This window comes from Pseudomonas asuensis, from assembly GCF_014646755.1.
Lineage (GTDB): Bacteria > Pseudomonadota > Gammaproteobacteria > Pseudomonadales > Pseudomonadaceae > Chryseomonas > Chryseomonas asuensis.
The window spans coordinates 18,959-44,467 of the sequence record NZ_BMNW01000013.1; the positions used below are offsets into that span (position 1 = coordinate 18,959).

The window sequence follows — 25,509 nt, forward strand, 5'->3', positions numbered from 1 at the left end:
AACCAGTAGCGGGGTCGCAGTCACAATCGATACTCATTAAAAAGGGAAGCGTCATTACTTGAAGATAGCTCATATATCAGATGACTAAAGCAGCCTTCGTGCCACCTGACAGCTTTGCTATCATCAGTTTTTTGTCGCTGTAATCTGGATACCTGCCCATGATCGATCGCGCCGCACGCCTCTCTGCTCTGCAAACCGCACTCAAGGAGCGCATTCTTATTCTGGACGGCGGTATGGGTACTATGATCCAGAGTTACCGGCTGGAAGAAGCCGATTACCGGGGGCAGCGCTTTGCGGACTGGCCAAGTGATGTCAAAGGCAATAATGACCTGCTGCTCCTGAGCCGCCCTGATGTCATCCAGGCGATTGAAAAGGCCTACCTGGATGCCGGAGCCGATATCCTTGAAACCAACACGTTCAATGCCACACGTGTTTCCCAGGCTGACTACGGCATGGAAGCACTGGTTTATGAACTAAACGTCGAGGGTGCACGACTAGCACGTCAAGTTGCTGACGCAAAGACCGCTGAAACGCCAGATAAACCACGTTTTGTCGCAGGCGTTCTTGGTCCAACCAGCCGTACCTGCTCTATTTCCCCAGATGTAAACAACCCCGGCTACCGGAACGTAACGTTTGACGAGCTGGTAGAGAACTATACCGAGGCTACCCGTGGGCTCATCGAAGGCGGCGCCGATCTGATCCTGATCGAAACCATCTTTGATACCCTAAACGCCAAAGCGGCGATTTTTGCGGTACAAGGTGTATTCGAGGAGGTCGGCTTTGAATTGCCGATCATGATCTCCGGCACAATTACCGATGCTTCTGGCCGTACCCTGTCCGGCCAGACCACCGAAGCCTTCTGGAACTCGGTCCGCCATGCCAAGCCTATCTCGGTCGGCCTCAACTGCGCGCTAGGCGCGAAAGAACTCCGCCCCTATCTAGAAGAGCTGGCCGCCAAAGCTGAAACCCACGTTTCAGCACATCCGAATGCGGGCTTGCCCAATGCGTTTGGTGAATATGATGAAACTCCTGCGCAAATGGCGGCAGTCGTTGAAGAGTTCGCCGCCAGCGGCTTCCTGAACATTGTGGGTGGCTGCTGCGGCACCACGCCGGGCCATATTCAGGCGATTGCCGAAGCCGTAGCAAAATATCCGCCGCGAGCCCTTCCAGATATTCCGCGCGCGTGCCGCCTGTCCGGCCTTGAGCCGTTCACCATCGACCGCAGCTCCCTCTTTGTAAACGTGGGCGAGCGAACCAACATCACCGGGTCTGCCAAATTTGCCCGCCTGATCCGTGAAGAGAACTACGCAGAAGCTCTGGATGTTGCCCGCCAGCAGGTAGAAGCTGGCGCTCAGGTAATCGACATCAACATGGATGAAGGGATGCTGGACTCAAAGGCGGCCATGGTCACCTTTCTGAATCTGATTGCCTCCGAGCCGGATATCTCCCGTGTGCCGATCATGATCGACTCCTCCAAATGGGAAGTGATCGAGGCGGGTCTCAAGTGCATCCAAGGCAAAGGCATCGTCAACTCCATCTCCATGAAAGAAGGTGTCGACGCGTTTATCCATCACGCTACGCTGTGCAAGCGCTACGGCGCGGCCGTGGTTGTGATGGCCTTTGATGAGGATGGTCAGGCTGATACCGAAGCACGCAAGAACGAGATCTGTGCACGCTCCTACGATATCCTGGTCAATCAGGTAGGCTTCCCGCCGGAAGACATCATTTTCGACCCAAATATTTTTGCGGTCGCAACCGGCATCGAAGAGCACAACAACTACGCCGTAGACTTTATCAACGCGTGTGCCTTCATTCGAGACAATCTGCCCTACGCACTTACATCCGGCGGTGTATCCAACGTCTCCTTCTCGTTCCGCGGTAACAACCCGGTGCGCGAAGCCATCCACTCTGTCTTCCTGTATTACGCCATCAAAAATGGCCTGACGATGGGTATCGTTAACGCCGGTCAGCTGGAAATCTACGACGAAATCCCCAAGGAGCTGCGCGACAAAGTTGAGGATGTCGTTCTCAATCGCACCCCCAATGGTACAGAGGCTCTACTAGCCATTGCGGATAAGTACAAGGGTGACGGCTCAGTCAAGGAAGTCGAAACCGAAGAATGGCGCAGCTACCCGGTAGACAAGCGCCTTGAACATGCCCTGGTCAAAGGCATCACCACCTTTATCGTCGAAGACACCGAGGAAGCCCGCCAGCAGTGCACACGCCCTATCGAAGTGATCGAAGGCCCGCTGATGTCTGGCATGAACGTCGTTGGTGATCTATTCGGCTCTGGCAAAATGTTCCTGCCCCAGGTGGTCAAGTCCGCCCGCGTGATGAAGCAGGCCGTAGCACACCTGATCCCTTTCATCGAAGCGGAAAAAGGTGACAAACCTGAAGCCAAAGGCAAAATCCTCATGGCTACGGTAAAAGGCGACGTTCACGATATCGGCAAGAACATCGTAGGCGTGGTGCTGGGCTGTAACGGCTACGACATTGTTGACCTGGGCGTGATGGTGCCAGCAGAGAAGATCCTGCAAACCGCTATCGAGCAAAAGTGCGACATTATTGGCCTCTCCGGCCTAATTACGCCATCGCTGGATGAGATGGTTCATGTTGCCAAGGAGATGCAGCGACAGGGCTTCAAACTCCCACTGATGATTGGCGGCGCCACAACATCCAAAGCCCATACGGCCGTCAAGATCGAGCCGCAGTACAAGAATGACGCCGTGGTCTATGTGACCGACGCGTCCCGTGCCGTGGGTGTAGCCACCCAGCTACTTTCCAAGGAGCTCAAGGCGGGCTTTGTCGAGAAAACTCGCATCGACTATGCTGAAGTCCGTGAACGCACCGCCAACCGCAGCGCACGCATTGAGCGCCTGAGCTATGAGAAGTCAGTCGCCAACAAGCCGCAATTCAACTGGCTAGGCTATCAGGCACCCAAACCTAGCTTTACCGGGGTCAAGGTGCTGGATGATATCGACCTTGCTGTGCTTGCCGAATACATCGACTGGACGCCCTTCTTCATCTCCTGGGATCTCGCCGGTAAATATCCGCGCATCCTGACAGACGAAATCGTGGGCGAAGCCGCTACCGCGTTGTTCAATGACGCCCAAGCCATGCTGAAAAAGCTGATTGATGAAAAGCTCATCAAGGCACGCGCCGTGTTCGGCTTCTGGCCGGCCAATCAGGTCCATCATGATGATCTGGAAGTCTACAACGACTCCGGTGAAACTCTGGCAACACTGCATCATCTGCGCCAGCAGACCATCAAGCCGGACGGCAAGCCCAACTTCTCCCTGGCTGACTTCGTGGCGCCCAAGGAAAGCGGCGTAACCGACTATATGGGCGGCTTTATTACTACCGCCGGTATCGGCGCAGAAGAATTGGCAAAGAGCTACGAAGCCAAGGGTGACGATTACAACGCCATCATGGTTAAGGCGCTGGCCGACCGCCTGGCCGAAGCCTGCGCCGAGTGGCTGCACGAGCGTGTGCGTAAAGAGCATTGGGGTTACGCCAGTGACGAGCAACTCTCTAACGAGGAACTCATCAAGGAGCGCTACAAGGGCATCCGTCCTGCTCCTGGCTACCCGGCCTGCCCGGACCACACCGAAAAAGCCACGCTCTTCGCCCTGCTCGACCCCGAAGCGCAGTTCAACCAGGCGGGCCGCAGCGGTGTGTTTCTGACCGAACACTACGCCATGTTCCCCGCCGCCGCAGTGAGCGGCTGGTACTTCGCCCACCCTGAAGCGCAGTACTTTGCCGTTGGCAAGATCGACAAGGATCAGGTGGAAAGCTACACCCAGCGTAAAGGCCAGGATCTTGCCGTAACCGAACGTTGGCTAGCCCCTAATCTGGGCTACGATAATTAACGACCCTATAAGGTGGGTTATGCCGCTGGCTAACCCACCCCCTTCTCTTTTTTGACACTCGTACCTGCCCATGACCACCGAAACGCCCTACCTGCTCGACCAACTCGAACTCGCTGACATGCTCGAAATCGACGGGCTTCATGCAGCCAACTTCACCCTGAACGATGACCTTCTCGACCAGGCCGATGCTGCCGCCGAAGCGGACGAGTCCTTTGAAAGCGAAGAGATCGTCCTGAACATCGAGGCGCTGGACGGACGTGAACGCAAGCGCTGGCAGTTCAGCTACAACAGCGTAATGGAGGCCGAGCACGACGCGGCAACAAACAGCTGGCTGATAGAAGAGCATCGTCTCGTCTGTTTCGAAGCCGTTGGCGTTGACGCAGAAGACGAATAAAGGAATCTTTTAAACCCGATCCAATGGACTCAAGACGGCCAGCCCACCGCGATTAAGCACGTGGGTATAAATCATGGTGGTTTTTACATCGGCGTGGCCCAGCAGCTCCTGCACCGTCCGAATATCCTGGCCACTCTCCAGCAGATGCGTTGCGAAACTGTGCCGCAATGTATGGGGCGTAGCCAGCTTAACAATGCCTGCCACCTGAACAGCACGCTTGAAGCCACGCTGAAGTCTCTGCTCATTGAAGTGATGACGTCTAACGGCGCCACTGCGGGGATCAACCGATAAGCCAGAAGCCGGAAACACGTATTGCCAGCCCCACTCCCAAGGTGCTTTAGGGTATGCGCGCCAAGGCATCGGGCAGATACACATCACCGCGTCCTTGTATCACCTCATGCTGATGAAGATGTCTCACATGAGAACGTTGCGCCTTGAGCGGCTCAATCAAGCGCAGGGGTAACACTGCAACCCTGTCCTTCTGGCCTTTTCCATCACGGATAAGAATTTCGCGCCGACCAAAATCGATGTCCTTGACGCGCAGCCTGACGGCCTCCATCAACCGCATCCCTGTGCCATACAGCAAGCTTGAAATAAGCCACGGCTCGTCCTTCAGATTCGCCAGAATCTTCTGCATTTCTTCTATTGATAACACTACAGGTAAACGACTTGGCTTTTTAGCTCGCACAACTTTACCCAGCCAGGGCAAGTCCTGCCGTAATACTTCTTTATAAAGAAACAGAAGCGCAGCCAGCGTCTGATTCTGGGTCGACGCAGCCACATCTTTATTGACAGCCAGATGAGATAAAAACGACTCAACCTCCGGTGCTCCCATTTCGACCGGATGTCGATAACCATGAAAACGAATGAATCGCTTGACCCACTCGCAATAGACGCGCTCTGTTCGGATCGAGTAATGTTTGAGCCTGATTTGCTCTCGCACTTGATCCAGCAGTCGTGGCTTCCCTTCCATGACGTATAACTCCTTTATACAGTCAGTGCTCCTCGGAAACGTCCACCCTAGACAGGAAGAATGAAGATAACAAGGAAGGTTATCCGTCAAACGCGTCCAGCGTGTTATCCGTCACATGACATCTAATAATAGTTAGGCCATCCAGCAGTCAGGAATGAAAATGGAATCGGTATTGGACGCTAAAACAAAGCAGAAAGGAACGTGCCCGTTTTGCAAAGAAAACGTGGCAGCAATATTAGTAGAAGATAATACAGTTAGGCGAGACAAGTGCCGGTGCCCGCAATGCCATGAATTTGTATTTCTGTGCCGATCTCCGGGCTGCCAAGATTATGCAAAAGGAACACAGGTATACGATCACGAACTATGCCCGTCGTGCACAGAAACAGCTACAGACGGACTGAAAGTTATTGGAAAAACGGTACTAACGTTTGCAGGCACTGTAATTAGCGGTCTCATACTCGCAGCGGCCAAGAAAAAATAGCACCTAACAAGCGGTTCAAGCCGCTTACTTCGTTCGCTGGGACTGGCTAAAGCCAGCCCCTTAACCAAACGTTAGGCTAGTACCATGAACACAGGTCCTCTGAAACTTAATATTCCACTCGAAAGAAAAAATTATCTGACTCACTGGATTATTGCAGGCTGCATTGCCTTTACGGTCGCAGCAGCGTTTTTTAATGTTGATTTCGCGATAGTGTTTTTTGCGTCTAGCATCGTTGGCCTTCCTATGCTGTTGATCATCGTCCTCCCCAGCAAAAATCGGCCCTTATTTTCAAGTTGGGGCGTGCTTGGGCGTTTTGCTGCCTACATGTTAGTTTTCGGTTACATTGCCATTGCAAAATCCATTCTCGTTCCAGCGCTACTTAGCGTTATGCGTCATGCAATGGCCTAACAAGCGGTTCAAGTCGTTCGCTTCGCTCACTGGGACGGGCTAAAGCCCGCCCCCTAACCAAACGTTAGACCTAGATCATGAATGGACTTACACGCGATAATTCATCGACTATCGCCTTTGTCTTGAATTGTTATTTTAGTGATGCAATCAACACTGAAGAATTGCAGCAGTGGGCTTTCATGGTTCTGAAGTCAGCAGAATCATATCCAGACTACATAGCGGAACTAACAACTTTTGACGCACCTCGCTTTCATATCTACAACTCAATAGGCTTCAGCCCTGGTCGTAGCTTTACAAAGCAGGAGGATGAAGCAATCTTCGGAATTGCATATCTCCGCAATCGTGAAGTATTTGACGGCCCGAGCAGGGATCGAGCTTTGAATTCACTACATGATAACCATGCAATTCTTACTGAGTTTCGAACTTATTTCCCGTTCGTCCAAGTAGAAGTGTAACGTCTAACTAGTGGTTCAAATCGTTCGCTTCGCTCACTGGGAAGGGCTAAAGCCCGCCCCTTAACCAAACGTTAGGTCTCAAAATGACATGGATGTCCAAATATATCGCTGCAGCAACACCACCGGTAATTTTCTTTGCACTTTGGAAGCTAGGAATTTTCTTCTACCATCACTTTGACTGCCAAGGAAACATCAAAAACCTAGCCCCGTGCTCTGTAGGTGGCTTTGATCTTCTACCTTGGCTAGGTTTCGGCATGTGCTGGGGCCCAATTCTATTTTGGCTATCGCTACCTATTTCTGCGTTCTTCTTGATAGACACAGGGGCAAAGCACATAGGGTCAAAGCGAGGCTTACAATGAAACCTAACAAACGGTTCAAGTTCGTTCGCTTCGTTTACTCTGGCGCGCCCGCGCGCGCCTTAACCTGTCCGTTAGGCTAACTCTTCTATGGCGCAAACCTCTGAACTTGATGTATTACCCTTGCTAGAAAAAATTATTAGTGCAAATTCTCCGGTTAGTTTAGCTATTTTAGTCTTTGCTGCGGTTATATGGATCGCAGGTGTGAATCTTCTTATTGGTTACCATTTCCGAAGGGTTGGGAATAAGCGGCCAGGGCTATTTTTTCCATTTAAGAATTTTAATCGTTTTGAATGGGCCGCCTTATTAATGCTTTTGCTTACCGTCTTTGCCTCATTTCTTATTGCATTATCAGTCAATGAGAAGTAACAGTAGGTTAACAAATGGTTCAAACCATTCGCCTCGCGAACTGGTACGATTTAAGCCCGCACCTTAACCAAACATTAGACACACAAAAATATCAGACCTCATTTTTAGGATTACTATTACTCATGGCTGCAAGTGTTGGGAAAGAAGAAGAAAAGGGAATCATTGGTAGAGTCTATGAAAAAGGTTTCCCTGTTATATATAAATTCATTAATGAGCTACCTGCCGAGAGGATACGAAGTCAACTCGGATGGCTGACTGTTATTTCATGGAAATATGACGGCAGCTCGAACCATGGAATGCCACTAGAAGCTGAAAATCAAAAAATGATCGCTCTCGAAGATACAATCGAGGACAGAATTGAACGAGCTGGAATTCTTCAACACGCTTACAGCCGAACCGGAAACAATCTCAAAGAGTTGGTTTACTATATTCATGATCAAGAACAATTTTTGGAAGCATTTAATCAGGCTTTAAATAACCACCCTCGTTACCCAATTGAAATTAAATTCTACCAAGACAAAGAGTGGGGAGATTTTCAAGGACTGCTAAATGACTTCTCAAATGCGACTAACAAATAGCTCTATCGGATAAGACACTCGCTACGCTCTTATTTCGCCGGTTAGCTAAGCGTTAGGCATCAAGGATCTCAAGCATGGATATCATTCAGATCGCGGACCAAGTTTTCCCTATCGCCGAGGCGAATCTAACTGCTTACATCGGCAGTGGTCAGGACAGTTGGCGGGTTTCGTGGAGCATAGAGCTCTCAGCTCAGCCGCATGAGGTCAACGGTCAGGAGTGAGTGGGAGCCGAGGATCTGCACACATTCGTTCGAACTTGACCTCCGTGAGGCCAGTGCGTCAGAAATCGAAGTTGAGTTACCTCTTTCAGAGGAAGGCGAGCCTGCTTTTCTTCTCTACCTTTTCGAGCACGAACCGGTTAAACAAGCTCGAGTCAAGGTGTCGATGTGGCGTAGAAACGAAGTCGACCTTCTACTTATGGGAAGCGTCGTCGTTAATGCAGATGAACAGTATAGAGAGGAACTGTTAATGAAGGCAGCGTACAGGCTTCATCTAGGAGGTGTGATTGTTGATGAGCACCACTTTACGAAGGCTGAAGAACGTTTTCCTCAATTCTTTGACCGTCGCCTCTTCGGTCTACCCGAGCGTCATAGCAATGGCGGCACCCTCTTTAGGCCAAGCAACGATGCCTAACCATTCCGTAGAACTATGCCCCATTTCAGCCAAACATGTTTAATTTACTGGATATAAAGGAAGCCCATAAGCATTCCATCCATCATCGTGAGGAGCTTAGAGATAGCAGGGTTTGCGGCTGCTTTTACTGCCTTGATATCTTCGACTACAGGAACATTGAAGACTGGATAGATGATGGGGGTACGGCTTTATGTCCTAGCTGCGGAATTGACTCGGTAATCGGGTCTGCTTCTGGCTTTCAGATCAGCAACGAGTTTCTTTCTGCCATGAAGAAACATTGGTTTTAACTATGGTGCAGAGCATAACAATTGGTTCAATCGTTCGCTTCGCTCACTGCGCGGGCTAAAGCCCATCTCTTAGGCTATTCAGATTTGAATAAAGTTAGCATCTAACCGCTAACGCTGAGCAAAAGCATAGGCTTTTGTACTGTCTCAACCACACAACAATTCCCTGTCATGAATGGCCGCTATCTCATACATCGTTAAGTCTTTACACAAACAAAAATCGCATTCCCAGAAGCCCCATCCCAAGGGATGATCTTCTCATAATCATGTTCCAGAACATGAACCTCAAAATACGGCTGCAATAGCGTCTGTAACTCGTCAAAACTTACAGCCACCATAGGGTGTTCGTCGTGCCATACCTGGCGCTCATGTGCTGTCGTTTTTTCAATGCAAAGTTTCAACGACTGTCGCTCGCCCTCCCCACCATAATTCCAGCACGAACTGAAGTTGAATAAACCTTCAGGGTGATTGGCGGTGTGCGATACAAATGAGTTGTTATCGATGGTGTTCTTGTCGACCGCGTTGAAGCAGAAGATGCCATGATTGGCCAGTGCACTATATACGCTGGCAATACAGGCCTTCAGCCTTTCAACACTTGCGCTGTAATGAATGGAATACAAAAAGCAGGTAATGAGGTCGACCGGCTCCTCTATCGTGAAGCCGCACATGTCTTGCAAGGAAAACTGAGCTTCGGGGCAGCGAGTGGATGCTCTATCCAGCATGGGCTGATTGATGTCGAGCCCCGCACTTTGATAGCCAGCATCAATAAAATGCCGAACATGCGGCCCTGTTCCGCAGGCAAGGTCGAGGTGCCTGTGTCCGCCATTCCCGAATAACTGATGCAACCGATGAACACAGTGGCTTTGCGCCTGATAGTTGATATCGGCGCACATGAGATCGTAGTAACCCGACAGGTCGGTATAGAGGGCGTTGCCGGGCATGATGACCTGATTTGAGTACAGCGTTGAGGGGCGCGCATCATATCCGAAGCGGGTCATCGTAAGAATGGGCGCTGTGGAAGTAAATCCGGCCTTTAGGGGCCTATCGTGCGGGATGGCCATTCTGACCCGTATCGCCACGGACGCTCAAAACCGTACGCTAGATGCCTTGCTGGCTGAACGTTTAAAAATCTGTCATCCATACCCTATACCGTAAACCTACTAAGCAGCGCGCCTCCAGGTCGTGTTCATGGCAAGAGGCATCGAAGCCCTCTCCTTCACTCAGGCTTTATATCGCCCAGGAAACGCTCCGCCTCAATAGGAGAGCCAAGATGACAAGGAGCGCTGATGCCCCCTTCGAAAGATCAGCTTGTTCTTGACCTTGCCAAGGCCCGTACCGGCCTGATTCATACCTATGTGATGCATGTTGTGTGGTTTGTGGTTATGTGTGTGTTCTTCACGTTGCAGTGGGAAAAGCACGATATGCAGGCGTCAGTTCTGCTTACACTTGTCACGCTTCCACCTGTGTTGCTCTACACCGTGCGCGTTCACAAGCTCTGCCGTAGCCTTGATCCCAAGGCGCGTACGGTCGGGCTGATGACCGCATTGATCACGACGTTTGTGCTGAGCCCTTTTGAGTCAGGATTGACTCTTCCAGCCAAGAACCTGATAGCTGCAAACAAGATTCTCAAGCCTCATCAGCAGGTGACAGCTCTGGCTCCTATGGCCAAAGCAGCCAAACAGCTGGGTCAAGCCTGAACTGCTTACTGTTACCAGATACCATGCCTTGCTCTTACCCGATAAAAGCGATGACTCATGATCTCTGTCGATATTGACGGCTACCGCTTCCAAGTACGCGCAGCGGCTGTGCTGGAGCACGATGGCTATATTCTGCTACACCGAGCCGAGAGCGACTCATTCTGGACCTTACCTGGAGGGCGGGTTGAGCCAGGCGAAAACGCCCAAGCCACACTTGTTCGCGAAATGATGGAGGAGCTTGATGAGCCTGTCGTCTGTGGTGAGCTACTTTATTTGGTTGAAAATTTCTTTGATGACCTAAACCAGCCAAATCATGAAATCGGCTTGTACTTCCGGGCACAGCCTCATAGCCACTCTGCCCTTCTTGATACATCACGTAGCCATAACAGCATTGAGGCTGGAGCTCGGCTGGAGTTTCGATGGTTTCCCAGGGCAGCCCTTCATGATTTAGATCTGCGCCCTGCCTTTTTGCGTGAATCGCTTTCCTTACCGACGCTTAACTTTAAGCATGTTGTGCAGCGAGGATAAAACCTGCACGACATACCTTTTTTGCCTGAGTAATTTGCAAGGCTGGTCTTGTACTCACTTGGCTCGCCTGGCAAACCATGCGCCCATTTCACTACCGACCTTAGTAGCCTTATGGTCTCGCGCCGCTTCGATTGCGTCTATAGTGGAAGGGCCGCACGCTGCGGCATCACCTAGAGCAAACAACTCGAATAAGGAATTGCTGAGTGAGCATGTTTAGTCGTCGTCATGTCTTGACGTCCATGGCAGGAGGGGCTGCTGGCCTCGCGCTGATCAATCTTCAAGGGTGTTCATTGTTTGGGTCAGGAGGGTCTAGCCAGAACAATGACTGGGCCATGGCCGATGCGATCCGCCGCAAGACCACCATCCCCCGCTTTCCAAAGGTAGACTTTGATATCCGCCGTTATGGCGCGGTAGGTGATGGTCGAACCGATAACTCCAAGGCCTTTGCAGCGGCAATAGAAGCCTGTTCCGCTGCCGGTGGTGGCCGGGTTCTGGTGACTGCGGGCGATTATCTGACCGGGCCTATTCACCTCAAGTCCAACATCAACCTGCATATTGAGGAAGGCGCGAAGATTCGCTTCATCACCGATCCCAAGGCTTATTTGCCTGCGGTGTTCACCCGCTGGGAAGGCATGGAGCTGATGGGTTACTCCCCTCTGATCTACGCATACCGTCAGAAGAACATTGCCATTACCGGTAAAGGTGAGCTGGACGGCCAAGCCGACCGTACTACATGGTGGCCCTGGAAAGGCAACAAGGAATGGGGTGTTGAGGGCTATCCTTCCCAGGATGCTGGCCGTAACGCACTTATGAGAGATGTGGAAGCTGGCGTACCGCCTGAGCAGCGAATGTATGCCGAGGGGTATTACTTCCGCCCACCCTTCGTGCAGCCTTATCTGTGCGAGAACGTGCTGATTGAAGATGTGCGTATCGTACGTGCGCCCTTCTGGCTCCTGAATCCTGTACTGTGCGAAAACGTGACCGTCCGTGGCGTACATCTGGAAAGCCTGGGGCCAAACTCGGATGGCTGTGACCCTGAGTCCTGCCGCAACGTGGTGATCGAGAACTGCTTCTTCAATACGGGTGATGACTGCATTGCCATCAAGTCCGGCCGCAATGCGGATGGACGCCGCATCAACCGGCCTGCCGAGAATATCGTCATTGCTAACTGCAAGATGGAGGCAGGACATGGCGGCGTCGTGATTGGCAGTGAGATCTCGGGTGGCGCGCGCAACATCTTTGTCGAGCACTGCAGCATGAGCAGCCCTGATCTGGAGCGCGGTATCCGCTTCAAGACCAACTCCATACGCGGCGGAGTAATCGAGCATATTCGCTACCGGGATATCACCATCGGTGAGGTCCAAAATGCGATCGTTATAGACTTCCACTACGAGGAAGGCGACGCCGGTAAGTTCGACCCCACAGTGCGCGATATCGAGATTCGCAATCTTGTCTGCCAGCGTGCCGATCAGGTCTTTCAGGTTCGTGGCTTTGAGCGGGCCCCCATAAAAGACCTGCGACTGGTGGATGTTCACTTCCAGAAAGCAGATGGCATTGGGGTGCTTGAGCACGTCGAGGGTCTGACTGCACAGAATGTCACCATCAACGGGCAGCCGTTTACCAGATAGCGGCATAAGATCAGGGCGGGTCGGATAAGTCCCGCCCTTTTCGTGCATCCCAGGTAAACTAGTCTTCTTTTCTGACGTTTGCCTCCCTCATGACTGACTCCATTCGCCTTTCCAAACGCCTCATTGAACTGCTGGGCTGCTCGCGCCGTGAGGCAGAGCTGTATATCGAGGGGGGGTGGGTTACAGTCGATGGCAACGTTGTCGATGAGCCGCAATTCCAGGTTCACTCAGAAACTGTTGCGCTGTTACCTGGTGCCTCCGCTACGCCACTGGAGCCGGTGACGTTTCTGGTGTATCAACCCGCGGGCAGCATGCCTGACGCTGACAGACACCTGCTTAGCCGTGAAACGCACTGGGCGGAAGACCCAGCGGAACGTCCCGTACTCAAGGGGCATTTCGCTCGGTTGAAAGCAGGGCTTGCGCTACAGCCCGGCGCCGAGGGGCTGGCCGTTTACAGCCAGGACTGGCGGACGTTGCGCAAACTGACAGACGATGCCGCCAAGCTTGAGCAGGAATATGTCGTAGAAGTCAGCGGTGACCTGGCTCAGAATGGACTGGAAAGACTCAAGCGTGGCCATACCCATAAAGGCCAGACACTTCCTGCCTGCAAGGTCAGCTGGCAGAACGAAACACGCCTGCGCTTCGCCATGAAGAATCCTGCGCCAGGGATCATTCAGCGTCTCTGTGAAAGCGTTGGGCTAAAGGTAGTAAGCATGAAGCGGCTACGAATAGGCGGCGTTTCGATGGGTAAGTTGCCCCAGGGCCAATGGCGCTACCTCTCCACTCAGGAACGCTTCTGACAGCCCTTTAATGTATTCTCCTTACGCTTGCTTTCGGGGTCACCTGCATGCTCAATAATGATGTATTACGTAGTGTTCGCTACATGCTAGACATCAGCGACCAAGAGGTTGCGGATATCTTTCAACTGGCTGGCAGAACTGTTGGTCTCCATGAAATCGCAGCCTTTCTCAAGCGAGACGATGAAGCCGGGTTCGAGCTCTGTCCTGACGCGCTGATGGCCAGTTTTCTGGATGGTCTGGTTTTCCATCTGCGGGGCAAAGATGACAACCGCCCCGCTCTTCCACTTGAGCTGCCAGTCACCAATAACCTGGTGATGAAAAAGCTGCGTGTCGCATTTGAGCTGCGGGAAGAAGACATTCTGCAGATATTGCAGTCTGTTAATTTCATCATCACCAAGCCAGAACTCAATGCCGTATTTCGCAAGTTTGGACACAGCAACTACCGCACCTGTGGCGACCAGTTATTAAGAAATTTCCTGAAGGGTCTGACGTTGCGGCTCAGAGGCTGATAAGCCCACAGGACCGTACTCCCCTTACAAACCATTAGTCTATCCATGCGAATTCACGACGTTCAAAACCGCCTTGCCGATCTCGGCGCTAAACCCATGCATATCGGACGGGTCAGCCGTGCCTGGCTGAGAGGCCTGCCACTCGACACCGGTACTCGACACCAGCAAACGGAAAACTTCCTGCCGCTGACCGTTCGTGAAGGCCTACCTGAGCTTGCCCATACACTTGAAGGGCTTGCTCGATTGAAGTCGGAGCACCCTGCTGCCGATGGCTCGGCTCGCCTGCTGGTAGAGCTGGCCGATGGACAGATGGTGGAAAGCGTACTGTTGCCTCGGGACGGCTTGTGCGTCTCGACACAAGTGGGTTGCGCAGTCGGCTGCGTATTCTGCATGACGGGTAAGAGCGGCCTACTGCGTCAGGTAGGCAGTGCCGAAATCGTGGCCCAAGTAGCATTGGCACGTCGTTTTCGGCCGGTGAAAAAAGTGGTTTTCATGGGCATGGGCGAACCGGCCCATAATCTGGATAACGTACTGGAAGCGATTGACCTGCTCGGTACAGATGGCGGTATCGGTCACAAGAATCTCGTCTTTTCAACCGTTGGAGACATGCGCGTATTTGAGCGCCTGCCTCAGCAAACCGTACGGCCAGCTCTAGCCCTTTCGCTGCATACCACTCGTGCCGACCTCAGGCAGCAGCTGCTACCCAAAGCGCCCCGTATAGATCCAGAGGAGCTGGTAGAGCTTGGCGAAGCCTATGCTCGCCAAATTGGCTACCCCATTCAGTATCAATGGACGCTTCTGGCTGGCATCAATGATAACCAGGACGAACTGGAGGGTATTCTGCGCTTGCTGAAGGGCAAGTATGCCGTCATGAATATGATTCCCTATAACAGCCTGGACGACGACGATTACCAGCGCCCAAACGGCGACTGTATCGTTGAAATCGTCCGCTATCTGCACAGTCGCGGTGTATTGACCAAGGTGCGTAATTCTGCCGGACAGGATATCGAGGGTGGGTGCGGCCAACTTAGGGCGCGCGCCGTACAGCCCCTTGATAGCAAGCGACTTATCAAGCGGGTGCGCTAATCCCTGTCCTTGACGGCATTATCGTACCGTTTTACACATGGACCTCCTTTGCCTGAGGCCTGCCTACCTCAGGCAGACCCTCAATAACAAGGATGCCCATGAAACTCTGTCATGCCCTTTTTGCGTCCGTGCCGACATGGTTGCCAATTGCAAGCAAGTCGAGCATAAGAAGGTCTATTTGCCTAATGACGACGAGGCTACCTACTTCGAACTGATCGGTGCAAAGAGGGTACCTATCCTCCAGCTCGAAGATGGTAGCCGCATGGGTGAAAGTCTCGATATTGCTCAAAAGCTGGATGAGCTTGGTAGCCCAGAGCAGGTCCTCCGCCCTAAAACCGACATTACCGCCACTCTCGAATGCATCGACAGCGCATGCCTCGCCGTATTGCCTGCTGTTTCTACGCAGCATAGCCATTGGCCTACCAGAATTCGCAACCCAATCGGCGCGCGACTATTTTCGGGTACGCAAGGAAAAGATGATTGAACGCTTATTCGAGCAGGCTCTTGGAGAAACGCTCCTCCACAAGAAAGCCGTAGAAAAAATGCTTGCAGGGCTAAAGGTTCTGCCCCTACCGGCCGACAACGGTAACACCCTTAGCTGGGACGATGTACTGATCTATCCGACATTGCGTAACCTGACAATGGTCAAGGGCTTGGTTATTCCGGCCCATGTAAGCCATTACATTCAGGCCATAGCAGCACTTACCGGAACGCACACCTATTACGACAGGGCCATATAAGACGGCGGTCGTTCCAGGCAAAGCGCTTCATCAGCCGGCATGATGAGATAGACATGTACGCGTCCTGCGCAGGAAGGAAACCTGTTAGCTCATAAGGCCTCTGCCGCCCTTGGCGCTGCAGACGCAAAAAGGATCTGTACGATGCCGGATATCGATATCCATCAAGACCCCTTCGTTCAAGGCCTGAAGGAGCGCTTGCCCAGCGACCTGAAAGAGTCATTTACCGAGGAGCAGCTTCAGGCGCTCAAGGTTGCATTTGGGGCCCGTCAATGGGGAAAACACGCGGTTGATCTTCGCGCCACGTTCAAGATGTGGCGGTGGCGTTACTATTGCGTATTTCTGGTCGGCCGTAACCGCCGTGATCTGTCCCGGCGTCAGCATGAGCTGTCGCAGATGGCTAAAGCTTTTGTGATTGCTGTTTTTCTGCTGTTTAGCCTCGCTGTAGGCTTGGTGGTCCTGTATCTCATCAAGTCAGCACTGAATATCGACATCTTCCCCAACTTCTCCTTTGGGGTATGGGACTGGTTTAAAAGCCAGTTCAACTAGCCCATCGTTTTTTACAAAGCAGCGCTTATCCCAGTACACGTGAGAGGCGCTGCTTTGCTGTGCCCCCTCGAAAAGCCTCTTATCGCCCAAATCGATTTTTATATAAAAAAACATCACTTTTAAGCATATACGGGGACTGTTATCGTTGGCACATCTGATAAGAACGCGCAGTCGTGCGCGCACAGCCTTAGCCTGAGCAGGATTTTTAATGTACGTATACGACGAATACGACCAGAAGATCGTCGAGGAACGCGTCAAGCAGTTCCGCGATCAGACCCGCCGCTATCTGGCTGGTGAGCTTTCAGGCGAAGAGTATCGCCCACTCCGCCTGCAAAATGGCCTGTACATCCAGCGCTATGCCCCCATGCTGCGTATCGCAGTACCATACGGCCTGCTCAATACCAAGCAAGTTCGTAAGCTGGCACAGATCGCCCGGGACTATGACAAGGGTTATGCTCATGTCAGCACGCGCCAGAACTTCCAGTTCAACTGGCCCGAGCTTGAAGAGATACCGGACATCCTGGCTGAACTGGCTACTGTGCAGATGCACGCAATCCAGACCAGCGGCAACTGTATTCGTAACACGACAACCGACCAGTTCGCCGGTGTGGCGGCGGACGAGCTAGTTGATCCACGTCCTTGGTGTGAAATCATCCGTCAGTGGTCGACCTTCCACCCTGAATTCGCTCATCTGCCACGCAAGTTCAAGATTGCGGTCAACGGCGCCAAGATGGACCGTGCAGCCATCGAAGTTCATGATATTGGTCTTGAAGCCGTCAAGAATGAAGCGGGCGAGCTAGGCTTCCGTGTATTGGTAGGTGGCGGACAGGGTCGTACTCCCTACGTTGGTGCATTCATCAAGGACTTCCTGCCCTGGCAGCACCTGCTGACCTATCTGGAAGCAATTCTTCGCGTCTACAACCGCTATGGCCGCCGGGACAACAAGTTCAAGGCACGCATCAAGATTTTGGTCAAGGCGCTGGGAGAAAACGTCTTTGCTGAAAAGGTTGAAGCTGAATGGGCTTACCTGAAGGACGGCCCGAGCATGCTGATCGAAGCGGAAGTCGAGCGTGTATCGAAGTTCTTTGTCGACCCAGCCTATGAAGCACTGGAAGATCAGAGCGAAGCCTTAGCAAAGCTGGAGGCCGAGCATCCAGGCTTTGCCCGTTGGAGAACCCGCAATACCTTCCCGCACAAGAAGCCGGGTTATATAGCGGTGACGCTCTCCCTCAAGCCTATCGGAACAGCGCCCGGCGATATTACCGACAAACAGCTTGATGCCGTTGCTGACTTGGCAGACCGTTATAGCTTTGGCGAGCTGCGCACCTCCCATACGCAAAATATCATTCTCGCGGATGTCCGGCAGGACCAACTGTTCACGCTGTGGAACGAGTTACGCGAAAACGGGTTTGCAACGCCAAATGTGGGTCTTCTGACAGATATGATCTGCTGCCCGGGTGGTGACTTCTGCTCATTGGCCAACGCGAAGTCCATTCCAGTAGCCGAGTCGATTCAGCGCCGCTTCGATGATCTGGACTACCTGTTTGACATTGGTGACATCGACCTGAATATCTCCGGCTGCATGAACGCCTGTGGGCACCACCATGTAGGCCACATCGGTATTCTGGGCGTCGATAAAAAAGGCGAGGAGTTCTATCAGGTATCGCTCGGCGGCTATGCTGGTCGTGACGCGAGCTTGGCCAAGATTCTGGGCCCCTCTTTCGCGCAGGAAGAAATGCCGGATGTAATCGAGAAGATCATCAACGTCTATGTCGGTCAGCGCACTGAAGATGAACGTTTTATCGATACCTATCGCCGTATCGGCATTGAGCCTTTCAAGGAGCGCGTCTATGCAAAAAATCATTAAGGGACGCGAGATCGTTACCGATAACTGGCACCTGCTGCCAAAGGAAACGACATTTGAAGAAATCCCGAATACCGATAACGTCATTATTCCAGTTGCGCTCTGGCTTGAGCATGGTCATGCCCTGACGACACGCGATGGCAGACTTGGCGTCTGGCTGGACAGTGATGAAGAGCCCGAAAGCATTGCCGACTCTTTGGAGCACTTTCAGGTAATCGCCATTAACTTTCCTGCCTTTACTGACGGCCGCGGCTTTAGCTACGCACGCCTGCTGCGCGAGCGGTTCGGTTACAAAGGCGAGATTCGCGCCATTGGCGATGTACTTCAGGATCAGTTGTACTTCATGCAGCGCTGCGGCTTTGATGCTTACGTCATCCGGGCAGACCGTGATCCGGAAGCAGCCCTGGCAGGCCTGAACGACTTCACGGTTACATACCAGACGGGAGCAGATCAGCCTCAACCGCTTTTCCGACGGCGCCTGGCTTGATCCAAAAGCCCCGCATCTGCGGGGCTTTTTATTGATTACTCAGTTCAGATTGACGAGCGCCCGGCCGATCATCTTGCCTGCCAGCATCTGGTTGATGGTGTTTGGCAAATCATCCAGCGGCACTTCACGGGTAATCTCATCCAGCCCTTCCAGCCTCCACTCAGCCGAAAGCTTTTCCCACATGACTGCCTTTACGGATAAGGGCAATTCGACTGAATCTACACCCAGTAGATTGACGCCACGTAGAATGAACGGAAAGACTGATGCCTTGAAACCACTACCGGCAGTCAGCCCGCAGCAGGCCACACTAGCCCCGTAGCTTAGAGACTTCACAATATTGAAAAGTATGTCGCCGCCTACGGTATCGACTGCGCCAGCCCACTGTTCCTTCAAGAGAGGCTTTTCAATGCCGTCCAGCACCGTTGCACGGTCCAGAATTTGTTGAGCCCCCAGATGATGCAGAAATTCTGCCTGCTCCAGTTTTCCTGTTGAGGCTGCTACTCGATATCCGAGCTTACTAAGCAGCTTAACGGCAAGACTGCCTACACCACCACAGGCACCTGTTACCAGAATGGTGCCCGCCTCAGGTACAAGGCCAACACGTTCGAGCTTGTCGATACACAGCCCCGCCGTCAGACCTGCCGTCCCTAGCGTCATGGCTTCACGCAGTGACAACGCCTCAGGCCGCTTGATTGCCCAGGCTGCCGGGACACGGATGTACTGCCCAAAGCCGCCTGGCGTATTCATGCCGAGGTCATACCCCGTCACAATTACTTCATCGCCTTCCTTAAGCTCACCCGCCTGTGACTCAATCACAATACCCGCCGCATCGATACCTGGCGTATGAGGATAGCGACGCGTAACGCCACGATTACCAATGGCTGACAGGGCATCTTTATAGTTGAGCGAGGAATAACAGACCTTGATCAGCACCTCGCCAGCGGGCAGTTCATCGATACGGCGCTGGATAACATCCTGCCGGAAAGCCCCATGAGGACCTTCCGTAACCCAGAGCGCTTTAAAAGTATCCACCTACCTTCTCCTTATCGTAATGCTAGAAGAGACCCCTTGCCTTACTGCCAAGGGCGGTGCTGGGTGAATTTTCCCCACCAGGTCGTCACCAGACGATCAATCGTTATGCTGGCAAACAGACCTACTCGCTCAGGCAATGTCTTTCTTTCAATAAAACGAACCTGGAAAAGCTCTGCCACTTTCGATCGTTCACACAAATACTCGTCGCTGGTTTTAAGCTCATCAACCAAGCGCTTACCCAGGGCTGATTCACCCAGCCATACTTCACCAGTGGCTACTTCATCCATGATCAATTGTGGCCGATACCGATTCACAAAATTCTTGAAGAGTTCGTGAGTGGTCTCCAGGTCTTCCTGAAATTTCTCACGGCCTTTTTCGGTGTTTTCACCAAATACAGTCAGCGTGCGCTTGTACTCACCTGCCGTAAGAACTTCATAATCGACGTCATGCTTTTTCAGCAACTTATGGACATTAGGTAGCTGAGCGACAACGCCAATAGAGCCGAGGATCGCAAACGGAGCACTCAGGATACGATCGCCAATACAGGCCATCATGTATCCGCCACTGGCGGCGACCTTGTCTACACAAATGGTCAGTGGAACACCGGCCTGGCGAATACGCGCGAGTTGTGAAGCAGCCAACCCGTAGCCATGTACCATACCCCCACCGCTCTCCAGGCGAACAACTACCTCATCCTTGGATGTCGCCAGTGTCAATATTGCTGTCACCTCATGGCGCAGCTGCTCGGTCGCGGATGCCTTAATATCACCATCGAAATTCAACACATAAACATGGTTTTTGGCATCACCCTTCTTTCGACTGGCTTTATCAGCCTTGGCTTCTTCTTTACGCAGTGCCTTAAAGCGGTCTTTATCAAGGACGCTTTGTTGCAGCCGCAGCCGTAATGACTTGTAGAAATCATTCAGCTTTTGCACCTCAAGGTGTCCACCTGAGGCTCGCTTGCCTTTGCTACGCAGCGCTGCGATAAAAATCAGCACTGCCAGGATGGCAATGACAACTGTAACGGTCTTGATTAAAAAACTGGCGTAATCCGCAAAAAAATCCACGTGCTCTCCTTACTGTCGATAAGCCTTTAGCTCATCCACGACTCTTGATCCGATAAGCATACTCATGGCTACGCTTGCCAGCCAACAAGACACCGAAGCAACTATAGCGCATTCAAACAACCGTATGATTTTCCATTGACAGTAACCACGGGCCACCCTACTCTCGATTCATTGCCGCCGATAAGCGGCTGGGCTAACCGCGGACACGTCCGCATTCACATACGACCCTAAGGATTGCGCATATGAGCAGCTCCGACATCATCGAAAATCTGAAAAACAAGTTCAATCCCGATGCTGCTACTGGCCTTGACCTCACCTATCAGTTTGACATCGAAGATGGTGATAATTATCACCTGATTGTGAAAGATCAAACGTGTGACGTTAAAGCTGGTAATGCTGACGAACCAGACTGCACCCTTATCATGAACACTGACACGCTCAAAGGTATTGTCACTGGCGAGACAGACGGGATGCAGGCGTTTATGGCCGGTAAGGTTCGCGCCGAAGGCAACATGATGCTGGCTATGAAACTGAGTGAATTGTTCCCTAACTAAGGGATCAAGCCGGAGCATTCTCCGGCTTTCTTGCAGGAGAAAATGATATGAGCGCTGCGTTCGATCTTACCGGCAAGATAGCATTTATCTCTGGCGCAAGCCGTGGTATTGGCGCAGCCATTGCTCACTTGCTTGCAGCGCAGGGCGCTCATGTCATCATCTCCAGCCGTAAAGTCGAAGGCTGTCAGGCCGTTGCAGATAGCATTATCGAGGCAGGCGGCCAAGCAACCGTCATGCCTTGTCACATTGGCAACCTGGACCAGATCAAACAGACATTCGCCCAGATCGGCGAGCGCTTCGGCTCTCTGGATATCCTCGTCAACAACGCTGCTATCAATCCGCAGTTCGGGCATATTCTCGATACAGATGCAGAGGCTTTTCAAAAAACGGTCGATGTGAATATCCGCGGATATTTATTCATGTCTATCGAGGCAGGAAAATTGATGCGCCAGAGTGGTAAAGGTGGAAGCATCATCAATGTAGCCTCTGTCAATGGCGTTTCTCCGGGTCTTATGCAGGGTGTGTACTCAATCACCAAGGCGGCGGTTATCAACCTGACTAAAGTCTTTGCCAAGGAGTGTGCCACGTTCGGTATTCGCTGCAATGCGTTACTCCCCGGTCTTACCGATACCCGTTTTGCATCAGCACTGGTCACTAACCCATCCATCCTTAATCTGGCGCTTCAGCAAATACCGCTCAAGCGTGTTGCCCAGCCTGATGAGATGGCTGGCGCAGTGCTTTATTTCGCCAGCGAGGCATCAAGCTATACCACAGGTACGATTCTTAACGTAGACGGAGGCTTGCTGGCTTAGCGAGTTAGGCTTTCTAACCTTTCCATTATTAGGCACTATACGGCCCGCCCCGCCGAGACGGCGGTCTTGTCGAGCTGTAACCATGCCTTATGATTTTGCCCTTGAGCCCCTCACCCTCCTTGTCCTGGCCGCCGTTGCATTCCTGGCCGGCTTTATCGATGCCATTGCAGGCGGAGGCGGCCTGTTAACAGTTCCTGCCCTACTGCTGGCGGGCGTACCACCACACCTTGTATTGGGCACCAATAAACTAAGTTCAACGTTTGGCAGCGCAACAGCGGCTTACACGTTTTATCGCAAGAAACTGTTTGCTCCCATCAAATGGAAACATGCGCTGAGCGCTACAGCGCTAGGTGCAGCCATCGGAGCGGTTGGTGCGCATTATCTTCCGGCTCACTGGCTGGATCGGTTATTACCCCTCGCCGTATTCGGATGCGGTATATATCTGCTGTTTGGCCGCCTTCCCGATGCTCCGCTTGATGCAGACGCGCCAATCCTTCAAAAGCGGCAGTGGCCACAGGGGCTGGGCCTAGGGTTTTATGATGGCTTGATCGGTCCAGGTACGGGGGCCTTCTGGACCATTAGCACGCTTATCCTCTACCGGATTGACCTGGTCAGGGCTAGCGGCGTGGCACGCACAATGAACTTTGTCAGCAATGGCGTAGCCTTGGCAGTCTTTATCTGTCTTGGTCAGGTCATCTGGATGCTTGGGTTAACCATGGGCATTTCGCTGATGTTTGGTGCTTATCTGGGAGCCCATACAGCCATAGCCGGGGGAGCGAAATTCATTCGCCCCTTATTCATTCTGGTAGTACTCGCATTGACGGCGCGTTTAGTCTGGCAACACTGGTTCGGGCATGCCTAGCTTGCGAGCAATATAAAGTTCTATAAGAAAACGCGCGATCGACTGCTTGGCAGGCAGCTGCGGTAGGTTATCCAACCTGAACCACTGGGCATCTTCGATTTCTTCCGGCTGGCAAACAATGTCGCCGCCGGCATATTCGGCATGAAAGCCCAGCATCAGCGAGTGAGGAAAGGGCCAACTCTGGCTACCTAGATAGTGAAGGTTCTTAACGTCGACCGCCACTTCCTCTTTGACCTCACGCGCCACACAAGCCTCGATGGTTTCACCCGGCTCGACGAACCCAGCCAAGGTACTGTAGACGCCTGGTGCAAAGCGCGGAGAGCGCGCCAGCAATACCTCATCGTCCCGAGTAATCAGCACAATGATACTAGGCGATAAGCGAGGATACTGAGTTAACCCACAAGCCGGACAATTAAGTCCACGCTGCCCTTTGATGATTACAGTAGGCGTAGCACAACGGCCACAATAACGATGATCATTTGCCCACGTACCAATCTGTGCGGCATAACCCAGCATCTTGAATACGTCGTACTCGGACTTGAGCATCAGAGGGCGGAGAGGCTGCCATTCATGACCGGGAATGTCCGACGCAGACTCGACTTCGTGCAGGGCAATGGCTTGCCCATCAAAATAGCCAAGCCCGTAAATACCAGACGCCGTCAGCTTGTCTAAAAAAGGAGCGTCCTGCGGAAAGAGCACACTCTCTTCCCGGGTAAGAAAACCCATTGGACTATGGATAATAATCAAGCTATCAACACTGCCTGACAGGTCCAGGCAACCCGGCTCCCAACGACTCATGCTGCGGCAACAGGCCTCCACCCCAGGGCACTTACACTATCGGCAGCCAACTCGAGAATATCGGGCTGGCCAGAACGGGATGCCATAGCACCGCTTTCGAGGAAGAATTCGATACTGCTTAATGCATCCGCTAGTACTTCGAGTAACGAAGCAGCCGGCATGTTCAAATTATTCACCATATGCGCTTGAACATACTGAGCACAAATACCCGTCAGCTCCGCTGCACGGGTGTGCTCAAGGAATAGCAAGGCGCCTCTTACGTTATGCAGGCATGCCGGAACGTTGGCCAGATGTATGGCCTCACCTCTGGCATCCAAATACGCAGAGATAGATTGCTTTGCGTTGGCGAGCCCTGCCTTGGCTTCGGCCAATAGCAGCACTTGCGCCTCGTTTAGCAAATGGTTTCCAAACGACTCGCCCTCCTGCCCTGGCGATGCAAGCACTGGGCACGTTTCCTTACTGGTTTCACGTTCAAAGCAGGAAACCAGGCTTTCTACATACAAAATGGCATCGGCCAGATTATCGAGCTGCACCTGTTCCACATCCTCACCCCTGGCCCAATGATTAAGCACGGGCAAGTGAGCTTGCAGAGCCTGCCCAGCGGAGGGTTGCCCTACCATGATCAGTGTCTTCGCGAGGATGCCGAGCTGAATATAGAGCCGGGCATAGGCATCAGGCTCAGCCACACGGCGCTCGACTAGATCCAGCAGCTCTTTAACGGTTGCGAGCTCTTCATGAATCGCTTGCGACAGGGAATGCATGACCGCCTGGCTTGGCCCTGTCAATCGACGGTACTCTCTGTCAAGCATCGCGTCGGTATAGGGCAGCGTATCAATGGAGAACGCCTCCCGCAGCTCTTCAGCTCTTACGCCTGTGCTTTCAGACAAGGCGATGAGATATAAAAGATCTTTGAGAATGCTGCGTGGTGGCTCGTAATCGGGCACAGTCAATAGCTGACGGAGCTCCCGATCCAGACGGGAGAACAATTGCTTTCGAGTACGATGAAGGAGCAGGTCGCCTTCGCGGAAGGCTTCGAGGGCAGCTGCGCCAACCCAGCATAATTTTGCACCAGCACGATCACTCAACAGATAGTCAAGACGCGCCAGCGCGCGCTCCATCAACTTGAGGCTTGCCTTCGGATTTTGCTCTTTGAGTAACCCCAACAGGCCAATCTGATACATTTGTCGCATGCGCCGCGCCAAGCCTTGCTGCTCTTTAAGAGGCAAGTCATCTGTTTGTGAAACAGGGGTGCGTGGCAGGTCCAGCCGGACCGTAAAGAAATAACATTCAGGTAACGCTGGTTGTCCAGTCACGCGCCGCAGCTCATTGATAGCTGGCAGCAACAATTCCGGCATCTCTTCATAGCGACTGCGGAACTGCTCAATATAACGGCGTAAGACATGCAAGGCATGACAGAGCGCCATAAGATGATCATCGCGTTCTGCGCCAGCACCCGCCGGTATATCTGTCACCAGCTCGAATGTTTCGTGGGCGAGTAGCTCAGCTCCAGCCAACTCGATAAGGGACAAGGCGCCACGAAGCTGATGAATGCACTCGACAGCACGCTGAAGCAGACTGCTGCAGTGCCGTTCCATGATGAAACGTTCTAAATTCTGTTCCGCCTGATCGATAGTCGCGAACAATTCGTCGCGCACCAGACTCAATGCTCTAGCTCCGGTAACCATACCGTCAAACGCCT

At 52.5% G+C, this 25,509-nt stretch carries 27 protein-coding genes and 1 pseudogene; 22 read left to right on the top strand and 6 right to left on the bottom strand.

Annotation, left to right across the window (positions count from 1 at the left end; translation table 11 throughout):
- Positions 1–158: 158 nt before the first annotated feature.
- A complete protein-coding gene (metH, locus tag IEX86_RS21190; RefSeq protein WP_188868143.1) occupies positions 159–3,869 on the top strand; it encodes a methionine synthase in 3,711 nt (1,236 codons plus the stop codon).
- 70 nt (positions 3,870–3,939) lie between these two features.
- Positions 3,940–4,263 (top strand): DUF5629 family protein, encoded by a 324-nt coding sequence (locus tag IEX86_RS21195; protein WP_188868144.1) that lies wholly within the window; start codon positions 3,940–3,942, stop codon positions 4,261–4,263.
- Between the two features lie 9 nt (positions 4,264–4,272).
- Here IEX86_RS21195 and IEX86_RS21200 read toward each other — a convergent pair.
- Positions 4,273–5,236: pseudogene (locus tag IEX86_RS21200) on the bottom strand (integron integrase).
- Positions 5,237–5,801: 565 nt separating this feature from the next.
- On the opposite strand from IEX86_RS21200, the gene IEX86_RS21205 reads away from it, so the two are divergent.
- From IEX86_RS21205 to IEX86_RS21230, 6 genes are all read left to right on the top strand, one after another.
- Entirely contained in the window at positions 5,802–6,125 is a 324-nt protein-coding gene (locus tag IEX86_RS21205) for a hypothetical protein (RefSeq protein ID WP_188868145.1), read from the top strand.
- 77 nt (positions 6,126–6,202) lie between these two features.
- Complete coding sequence (locus IEX86_RS21210; protein ID WP_188868146.1) at positions 6,203–6,580, top strand: hypothetical protein; 378 nt, start codon at positions 6,203–6,205, stop codon at positions 6,578–6,580.
- Between the two features lie 446 nt (positions 6,581–7,026).
- Positions 7,027–7,305, top strand: coding sequence for a hypothetical protein (locus IEX86_RS21215; RefSeq protein WP_188868147.1), 279 nt, complete (start codon positions 7,027–7,029; stop codon positions 7,303–7,305).
- Between the two features lie 14 nt (positions 7,306–7,319).
- Positions 7,320–7,883: a DUF695 domain-containing protein gene (locus IEX86_RS21220; RefSeq protein WP_229685438.1), complete on the top strand. Its 564-nt coding sequence runs from the start codon at positions 7,320–7,322 to the stop codon at positions 7,881–7,883.
- A gap of 74 nt (positions 7,884–7,957) precedes the next feature.
- Positions 7,958–8,104: a hypothetical protein gene (locus IEX86_RS21225; protein WP_188868148.1), complete on the top strand. Its 147-nt coding sequence runs from the start codon at positions 7,958–7,960 to the stop codon at positions 8,102–8,104.
- Positions 8,105–8,351: 247 nt separating this feature from the next.
- A complete protein-coding gene (locus IEX86_RS21230) occupies positions 8,352–8,516 on the top strand; it encodes a hypothetical protein (protein ID WP_188868149.1) in 165 nt (54 codons plus the stop codon).
- Positions 8,517–8,997: 481 nt separating this feature from the next.
- On the opposite strand, the gene IEX86_RS21235 is transcribed toward IEX86_RS21230, so the two are convergent.
- Positions 8,998–9,741, bottom strand: coding sequence for a class I SAM-dependent DNA methyltransferase (locus tag IEX86_RS21235; RefSeq protein WP_188868218.1), 744 nt, complete (start codon positions 9,739–9,741; stop codon positions 8,998–9,000).
- Between the two features lie 345 nt (positions 9,742–10,086).
- On the opposite strand from IEX86_RS21235, the gene IEX86_RS21240 reads away from it, so the two are divergent.
- From IEX86_RS21240 to IEX86_RS21285, 11 genes are all read left to right on the top strand, one after another.
- Positions 10,087–10,497 (top strand): hypothetical protein, encoded by a 411-nt coding sequence (locus IEX86_RS21240; protein ID WP_188868150.1) that lies wholly within the window; start codon positions 10,087–10,089, stop codon positions 10,495–10,497.
- 57 nt (positions 10,498–10,554) lie between these two features.
- On the top strand, positions 10,555–11,025 hold the full coding sequence (locus tag IEX86_RS21245) for an NUDIX hydrolase (protein ID WP_188868151.1): 471 nt from the start codon (positions 10,555–10,557) through the stop codon (positions 11,023–11,025).
- Positions 11,026–11,234: 209 nt separating this feature from the next.
- Complete coding sequence (locus IEX86_RS21250; RefSeq protein WP_229685441.1) at positions 11,235–12,653, top strand: glycoside hydrolase family 28 protein; 1,419 nt, start codon at positions 11,235–11,237, stop codon at positions 12,651–12,653.
- Positions 12,654–12,742: 89 nt separating this feature from the next.
- Entirely contained in the window at positions 12,743–13,453 is a 711-nt protein-coding gene (locus IEX86_RS21255; RefSeq protein WP_188868152.1) for an rRNA pseudouridine synthase, read from the top strand.
- A gap of 47 nt (positions 13,454–13,500) precedes the next feature.
- The gene (locus tag IEX86_RS21260; protein ID WP_188868153.1) at positions 13,501–13,962 is read left to right on the top strand and encodes a YehS family protein; all 462 of its coding nucleotides are present in this window, start codon (positions 13,501–13,503) and stop codon (positions 13,960–13,962) included.
- 45 nt (positions 13,963–14,007) lie between these two features.
- Positions 14,008–15,048, top strand: coding sequence for an RNA methyltransferase (locus IEX86_RS21265; protein ID WP_188868154.1), 1,041 nt, complete (start codon positions 14,008–14,010; stop codon positions 15,046–15,048).
- A 37-nt stretch (positions 15,049–15,085) separates the two neighbouring features.
- Positions 15,086–15,532, top strand: coding sequence for a glutathione S-transferase N-terminal domain-containing protein (locus tag IEX86_RS25140; protein WP_268239879.1), 447 nt, complete (start codon positions 15,086–15,088; stop codon positions 15,530–15,532).
- A complete protein-coding gene (locus IEX86_RS25145; RefSeq protein ID WP_229685442.1) occupies positions 15,462–15,788 on the top strand; it encodes a glutathione S-transferase family protein in 327 nt (108 codons plus the stop codon). The genes IEX86_RS25140 and IEX86_RS25145 overlap by 71 nt, the downstream gene beginning before the upstream one ends.
- A gap of 141 nt (positions 15,789–15,929) precedes the next feature.
- Positions 15,930–16,334, top strand: a complete 405-nt coding sequence (locus IEX86_RS21275; protein WP_188868155.1) for a 3-phosphoshikimate 1-carboxyvinyltransferase — start codon at positions 15,930–15,932, stop codon at positions 16,332–16,334.
- A 208-nt stretch (positions 16,335–16,542) separates the two neighbouring features.
- Positions 16,543–18,201, top strand: coding sequence for a nitrite/sulfite reductase (locus tag IEX86_RS21280; protein WP_188868156.1), 1,659 nt, complete (start codon positions 16,543–16,545; stop codon positions 18,199–18,201).
- Positions 18,185–18,685, top strand: coding sequence for a DUF934 domain-containing protein (locus tag IEX86_RS21285; RefSeq protein WP_188868157.1), 501 nt, complete (start codon positions 18,185–18,187; stop codon positions 18,683–18,685). Before IEX86_RS21280 ends, IEX86_RS21285 begins: the two co-directional genes overlap by 17 nt.
- Positions 18,686–18,724: 39 nt before the next feature.
- Here IEX86_RS21285 and IEX86_RS21290 read toward each other — a convergent pair whose 3' ends face one another.
- Both IEX86_RS21290 and sohB read right to left on the bottom strand, forming a co-directional pair.
- A complete protein-coding gene (locus IEX86_RS21290; protein ID WP_188868158.1) occupies positions 18,725–19,717 on the bottom strand; it encodes a YhdH/YhfP family quinone oxidoreductase in 993 nt (330 codons plus the stop codon).
- A 41-nt stretch (positions 19,718–19,758) separates the two neighbouring features.
- Entirely contained in the window at positions 19,759–20,784 is a 1,026-nt protein-coding gene (gene sohB, locus IEX86_RS21295) for a protease SohB (RefSeq protein WP_188868159.1), read from the bottom strand.
- Positions 20,785–21,026: 242 nt separating this feature from the next.
- Here sohB and IEX86_RS21300 point away from each other — a divergent pair, with 242 nt between their 5' ends.
- The 3 genes from IEX86_RS21300 (at position 21,027) to IEX86_RS21310 (ending at position 23,012) form a co-directional block, all read left to right on the top strand.
- A complete protein-coding gene (locus tag IEX86_RS21300) occupies positions 21,027–21,338 on the top strand; it encodes an SCP2 sterol-binding domain-containing protein (protein WP_188868160.1) in 312 nt (103 codons plus the stop codon).
- Between the two features lie 47 nt (positions 21,339–21,385).
- Complete coding sequence (locus IEX86_RS21305; RefSeq protein ID WP_188868161.1) at positions 21,386–22,150, top strand: SDR family oxidoreductase; 765 nt, start codon at positions 21,386–21,388, stop codon at positions 22,148–22,150.
- Positions 22,151–22,232: 82 nt separating this feature from the next.
- Positions 22,233–23,012: a TSUP family transporter gene (locus tag IEX86_RS21310; RefSeq protein WP_188868162.1), complete on the top strand. Its 780-nt coding sequence runs from the start codon at positions 22,233–22,235 to the stop codon at positions 23,010–23,012.
- On the opposite strand, the gene nudC is transcribed toward IEX86_RS21310, so the two are convergent.
- A complete protein-coding gene (nudC, locus tag IEX86_RS21315; protein ID WP_188868163.1) occupies positions 22,980–23,810 on the bottom strand; it encodes an NAD(+) diphosphatase in 831 nt (276 codons plus the stop codon). The genes IEX86_RS21310 and nudC overlap by 33 nt on opposite strands.
- The gene (locus tag IEX86_RS21320; protein WP_188868164.1) at positions 23,807–25,495 is read right to left on the bottom strand and encodes a FimL-related protein; all 1,689 of its coding nucleotides are present in this window, start codon (positions 25,493–25,495) and stop codon (positions 23,807–23,809) included. The genes nudC and IEX86_RS21320 overlap by 4 nt, the downstream gene beginning before the upstream one ends.
- Between the last annotated feature and the right edge of the window lie 14 nt (positions 25,496–25,509).

What these genes read in the sequence shown, in the direction of transcription:
- IEX86_RS21240 (WP_188868150.1), top strand. Translation starts at nt 10,087, where the DNA reads ATGCCCCCTTCGAAAGATCAGCTTGTTCTTGACCTTGCCAAGGCCCGT.
- IEX86_RS21220 (WP_229685438.1), top strand. Translation starts at nt 7,320, where the DNA reads ATGGTTCAAACCATTCGCCTCGCGAACTGGTACGATTTAAGCCCGCAC.
- metH (WP_188868143.1), top strand. Translation starts at nt 159, where the DNA reads ATGATCGATCGCGCCGCACGCCTCTCTGCTCTGCAAACCGCACTCAAG.
- IEX86_RS21245 (WP_188868151.1), top strand. Translation starts at nt 10,555, where the DNA reads ATGATCTCTGTCGATATTGACGGCTACCGCTTCCAAGTACGCGCAGCG.
- IEX86_RS25140 (WP_268239879.1), top strand. Translation starts at nt 15,086, where the DNA reads ATGGACCTCCTTTGCCTGAGGCCTGCCTACCTCAGGCAGACCCTCAAT.
- IEX86_RS21305 (WP_188868161.1), top strand. Translation starts at nt 21,386, where the DNA reads ATGAGCGCTGCGTTCGATCTTACCGGCAAGATAGCATTTATCTCTGGC.
- IEX86_RS21320 (WP_188868164.1), bottom strand. Translation starts at nt 25,495, where the DNA reads ATGGTTACCGGAGCTAGAGCATTGAGTCTGGTGCGCGACGAATTGTTC.
- IEX86_RS21300 (WP_188868160.1), top strand. Translation starts at nt 21,027, where the DNA reads ATGAGCAGCTCCGACATCATCGAAAATCTGAAAAACAAGTTCAATCCC.
- IEX86_RS21225 (WP_188868148.1), top strand. Translation starts at nt 7,958, where the DNA reads ATGGATATCATTCAGATCGCGGACCAAGTTTTCCCTATCGCCGAGGCG.
- IEX86_RS21260 (WP_188868153.1), top strand. Translation starts at nt 13,501, where the DNA reads ATGCTCAATAATGATGTATTACGTAGTGTTCGCTACATGCTAGACATC.
- IEX86_RS21205 (WP_188868145.1), top strand. Translation starts at nt 5,802, where the DNA reads ATGAACACAGGTCCTCTGAAACTTAATATTCCACTCGAAAGAAAAAAT.
- IEX86_RS21230 (WP_188868149.1), top strand. Translation starts at nt 8,352, where the DNA reads ATGAAGGCAGCGTACAGGCTTCATCTAGGAGGTGTGATTGTTGATGAG.
- IEX86_RS21285 (WP_188868157.1), top strand. Translation starts at nt 18,185, where the DNA reads ATGCAAAAAATCATTAAGGGACGCGAGATCGTTACCGATAACTGGCAC.
- IEX86_RS21275 (WP_188868155.1), top strand. Translation starts at nt 15,930, where the DNA reads ATGCCGGATATCGATATCCATCAAGACCCCTTCGTTCAAGGCCTGAAG.
- IEX86_RS21235 (WP_188868218.1), bottom strand. Translation starts at nt 9,741, where the DNA reads ATGCCCGGCAACGCCCTCTATACCGACCTGTCGGGTTACTACGATCTC.
- IEX86_RS21310 (WP_188868162.1), top strand. Translation starts at nt 22,233, where the DNA reads ATGCCTTATGATTTTGCCCTTGAGCCCCTCACCCTCCTTGTCCTGGCC.
- IEX86_RS21255 (WP_188868152.1), top strand. Translation starts at nt 12,743, where the DNA reads ATGACTGACTCCATTCGCCTTTCCAAACGCCTCATTGAACTGCTGGGC.
- IEX86_RS21195 (WP_188868144.1), top strand. Translation starts at nt 3,940, where the DNA reads ATGACCACCGAAACGCCCTACCTGCTCGACCAACTCGAACTCGCTGAC.
- IEX86_RS21215 (WP_188868147.1), top strand. Translation starts at nt 7,027, where the DNA reads ATGGCGCAAACCTCTGAACTTGATGTATTACCCTTGCTAGAAAAAATT.
- nudC (WP_188868163.1), bottom strand. Translation starts at nt 23,810, where the DNA reads ATGAGTCGTTGGGAGCCGGGTTGCCTGGACCTGTCAGGCAGTGTTGAT.
- IEX86_RS21280 (WP_188868156.1), top strand. Translation starts at nt 16,543, where the DNA reads ATGTACGTATACGACGAATACGACCAGAAGATCGTCGAGGAACGCGTC.
- IEX86_RS21210 (WP_188868146.1), top strand. Translation starts at nt 6,203, where the DNA reads ATGAATGGACTTACACGCGATAATTCATCGACTATCGCCTTTGTCTTG.
- IEX86_RS21250 (WP_229685441.1), top strand. Translation starts at nt 11,235, where the DNA reads ATGTTTAGTCGTCGTCATGTCTTGACGTCCATGGCAGGAGGGGCTGCT.
- IEX86_RS21265 (WP_188868154.1), top strand. Translation starts at nt 14,008, where the DNA reads ATGCGAATTCACGACGTTCAAAACCGCCTTGCCGATCTCGGCGCTAAA.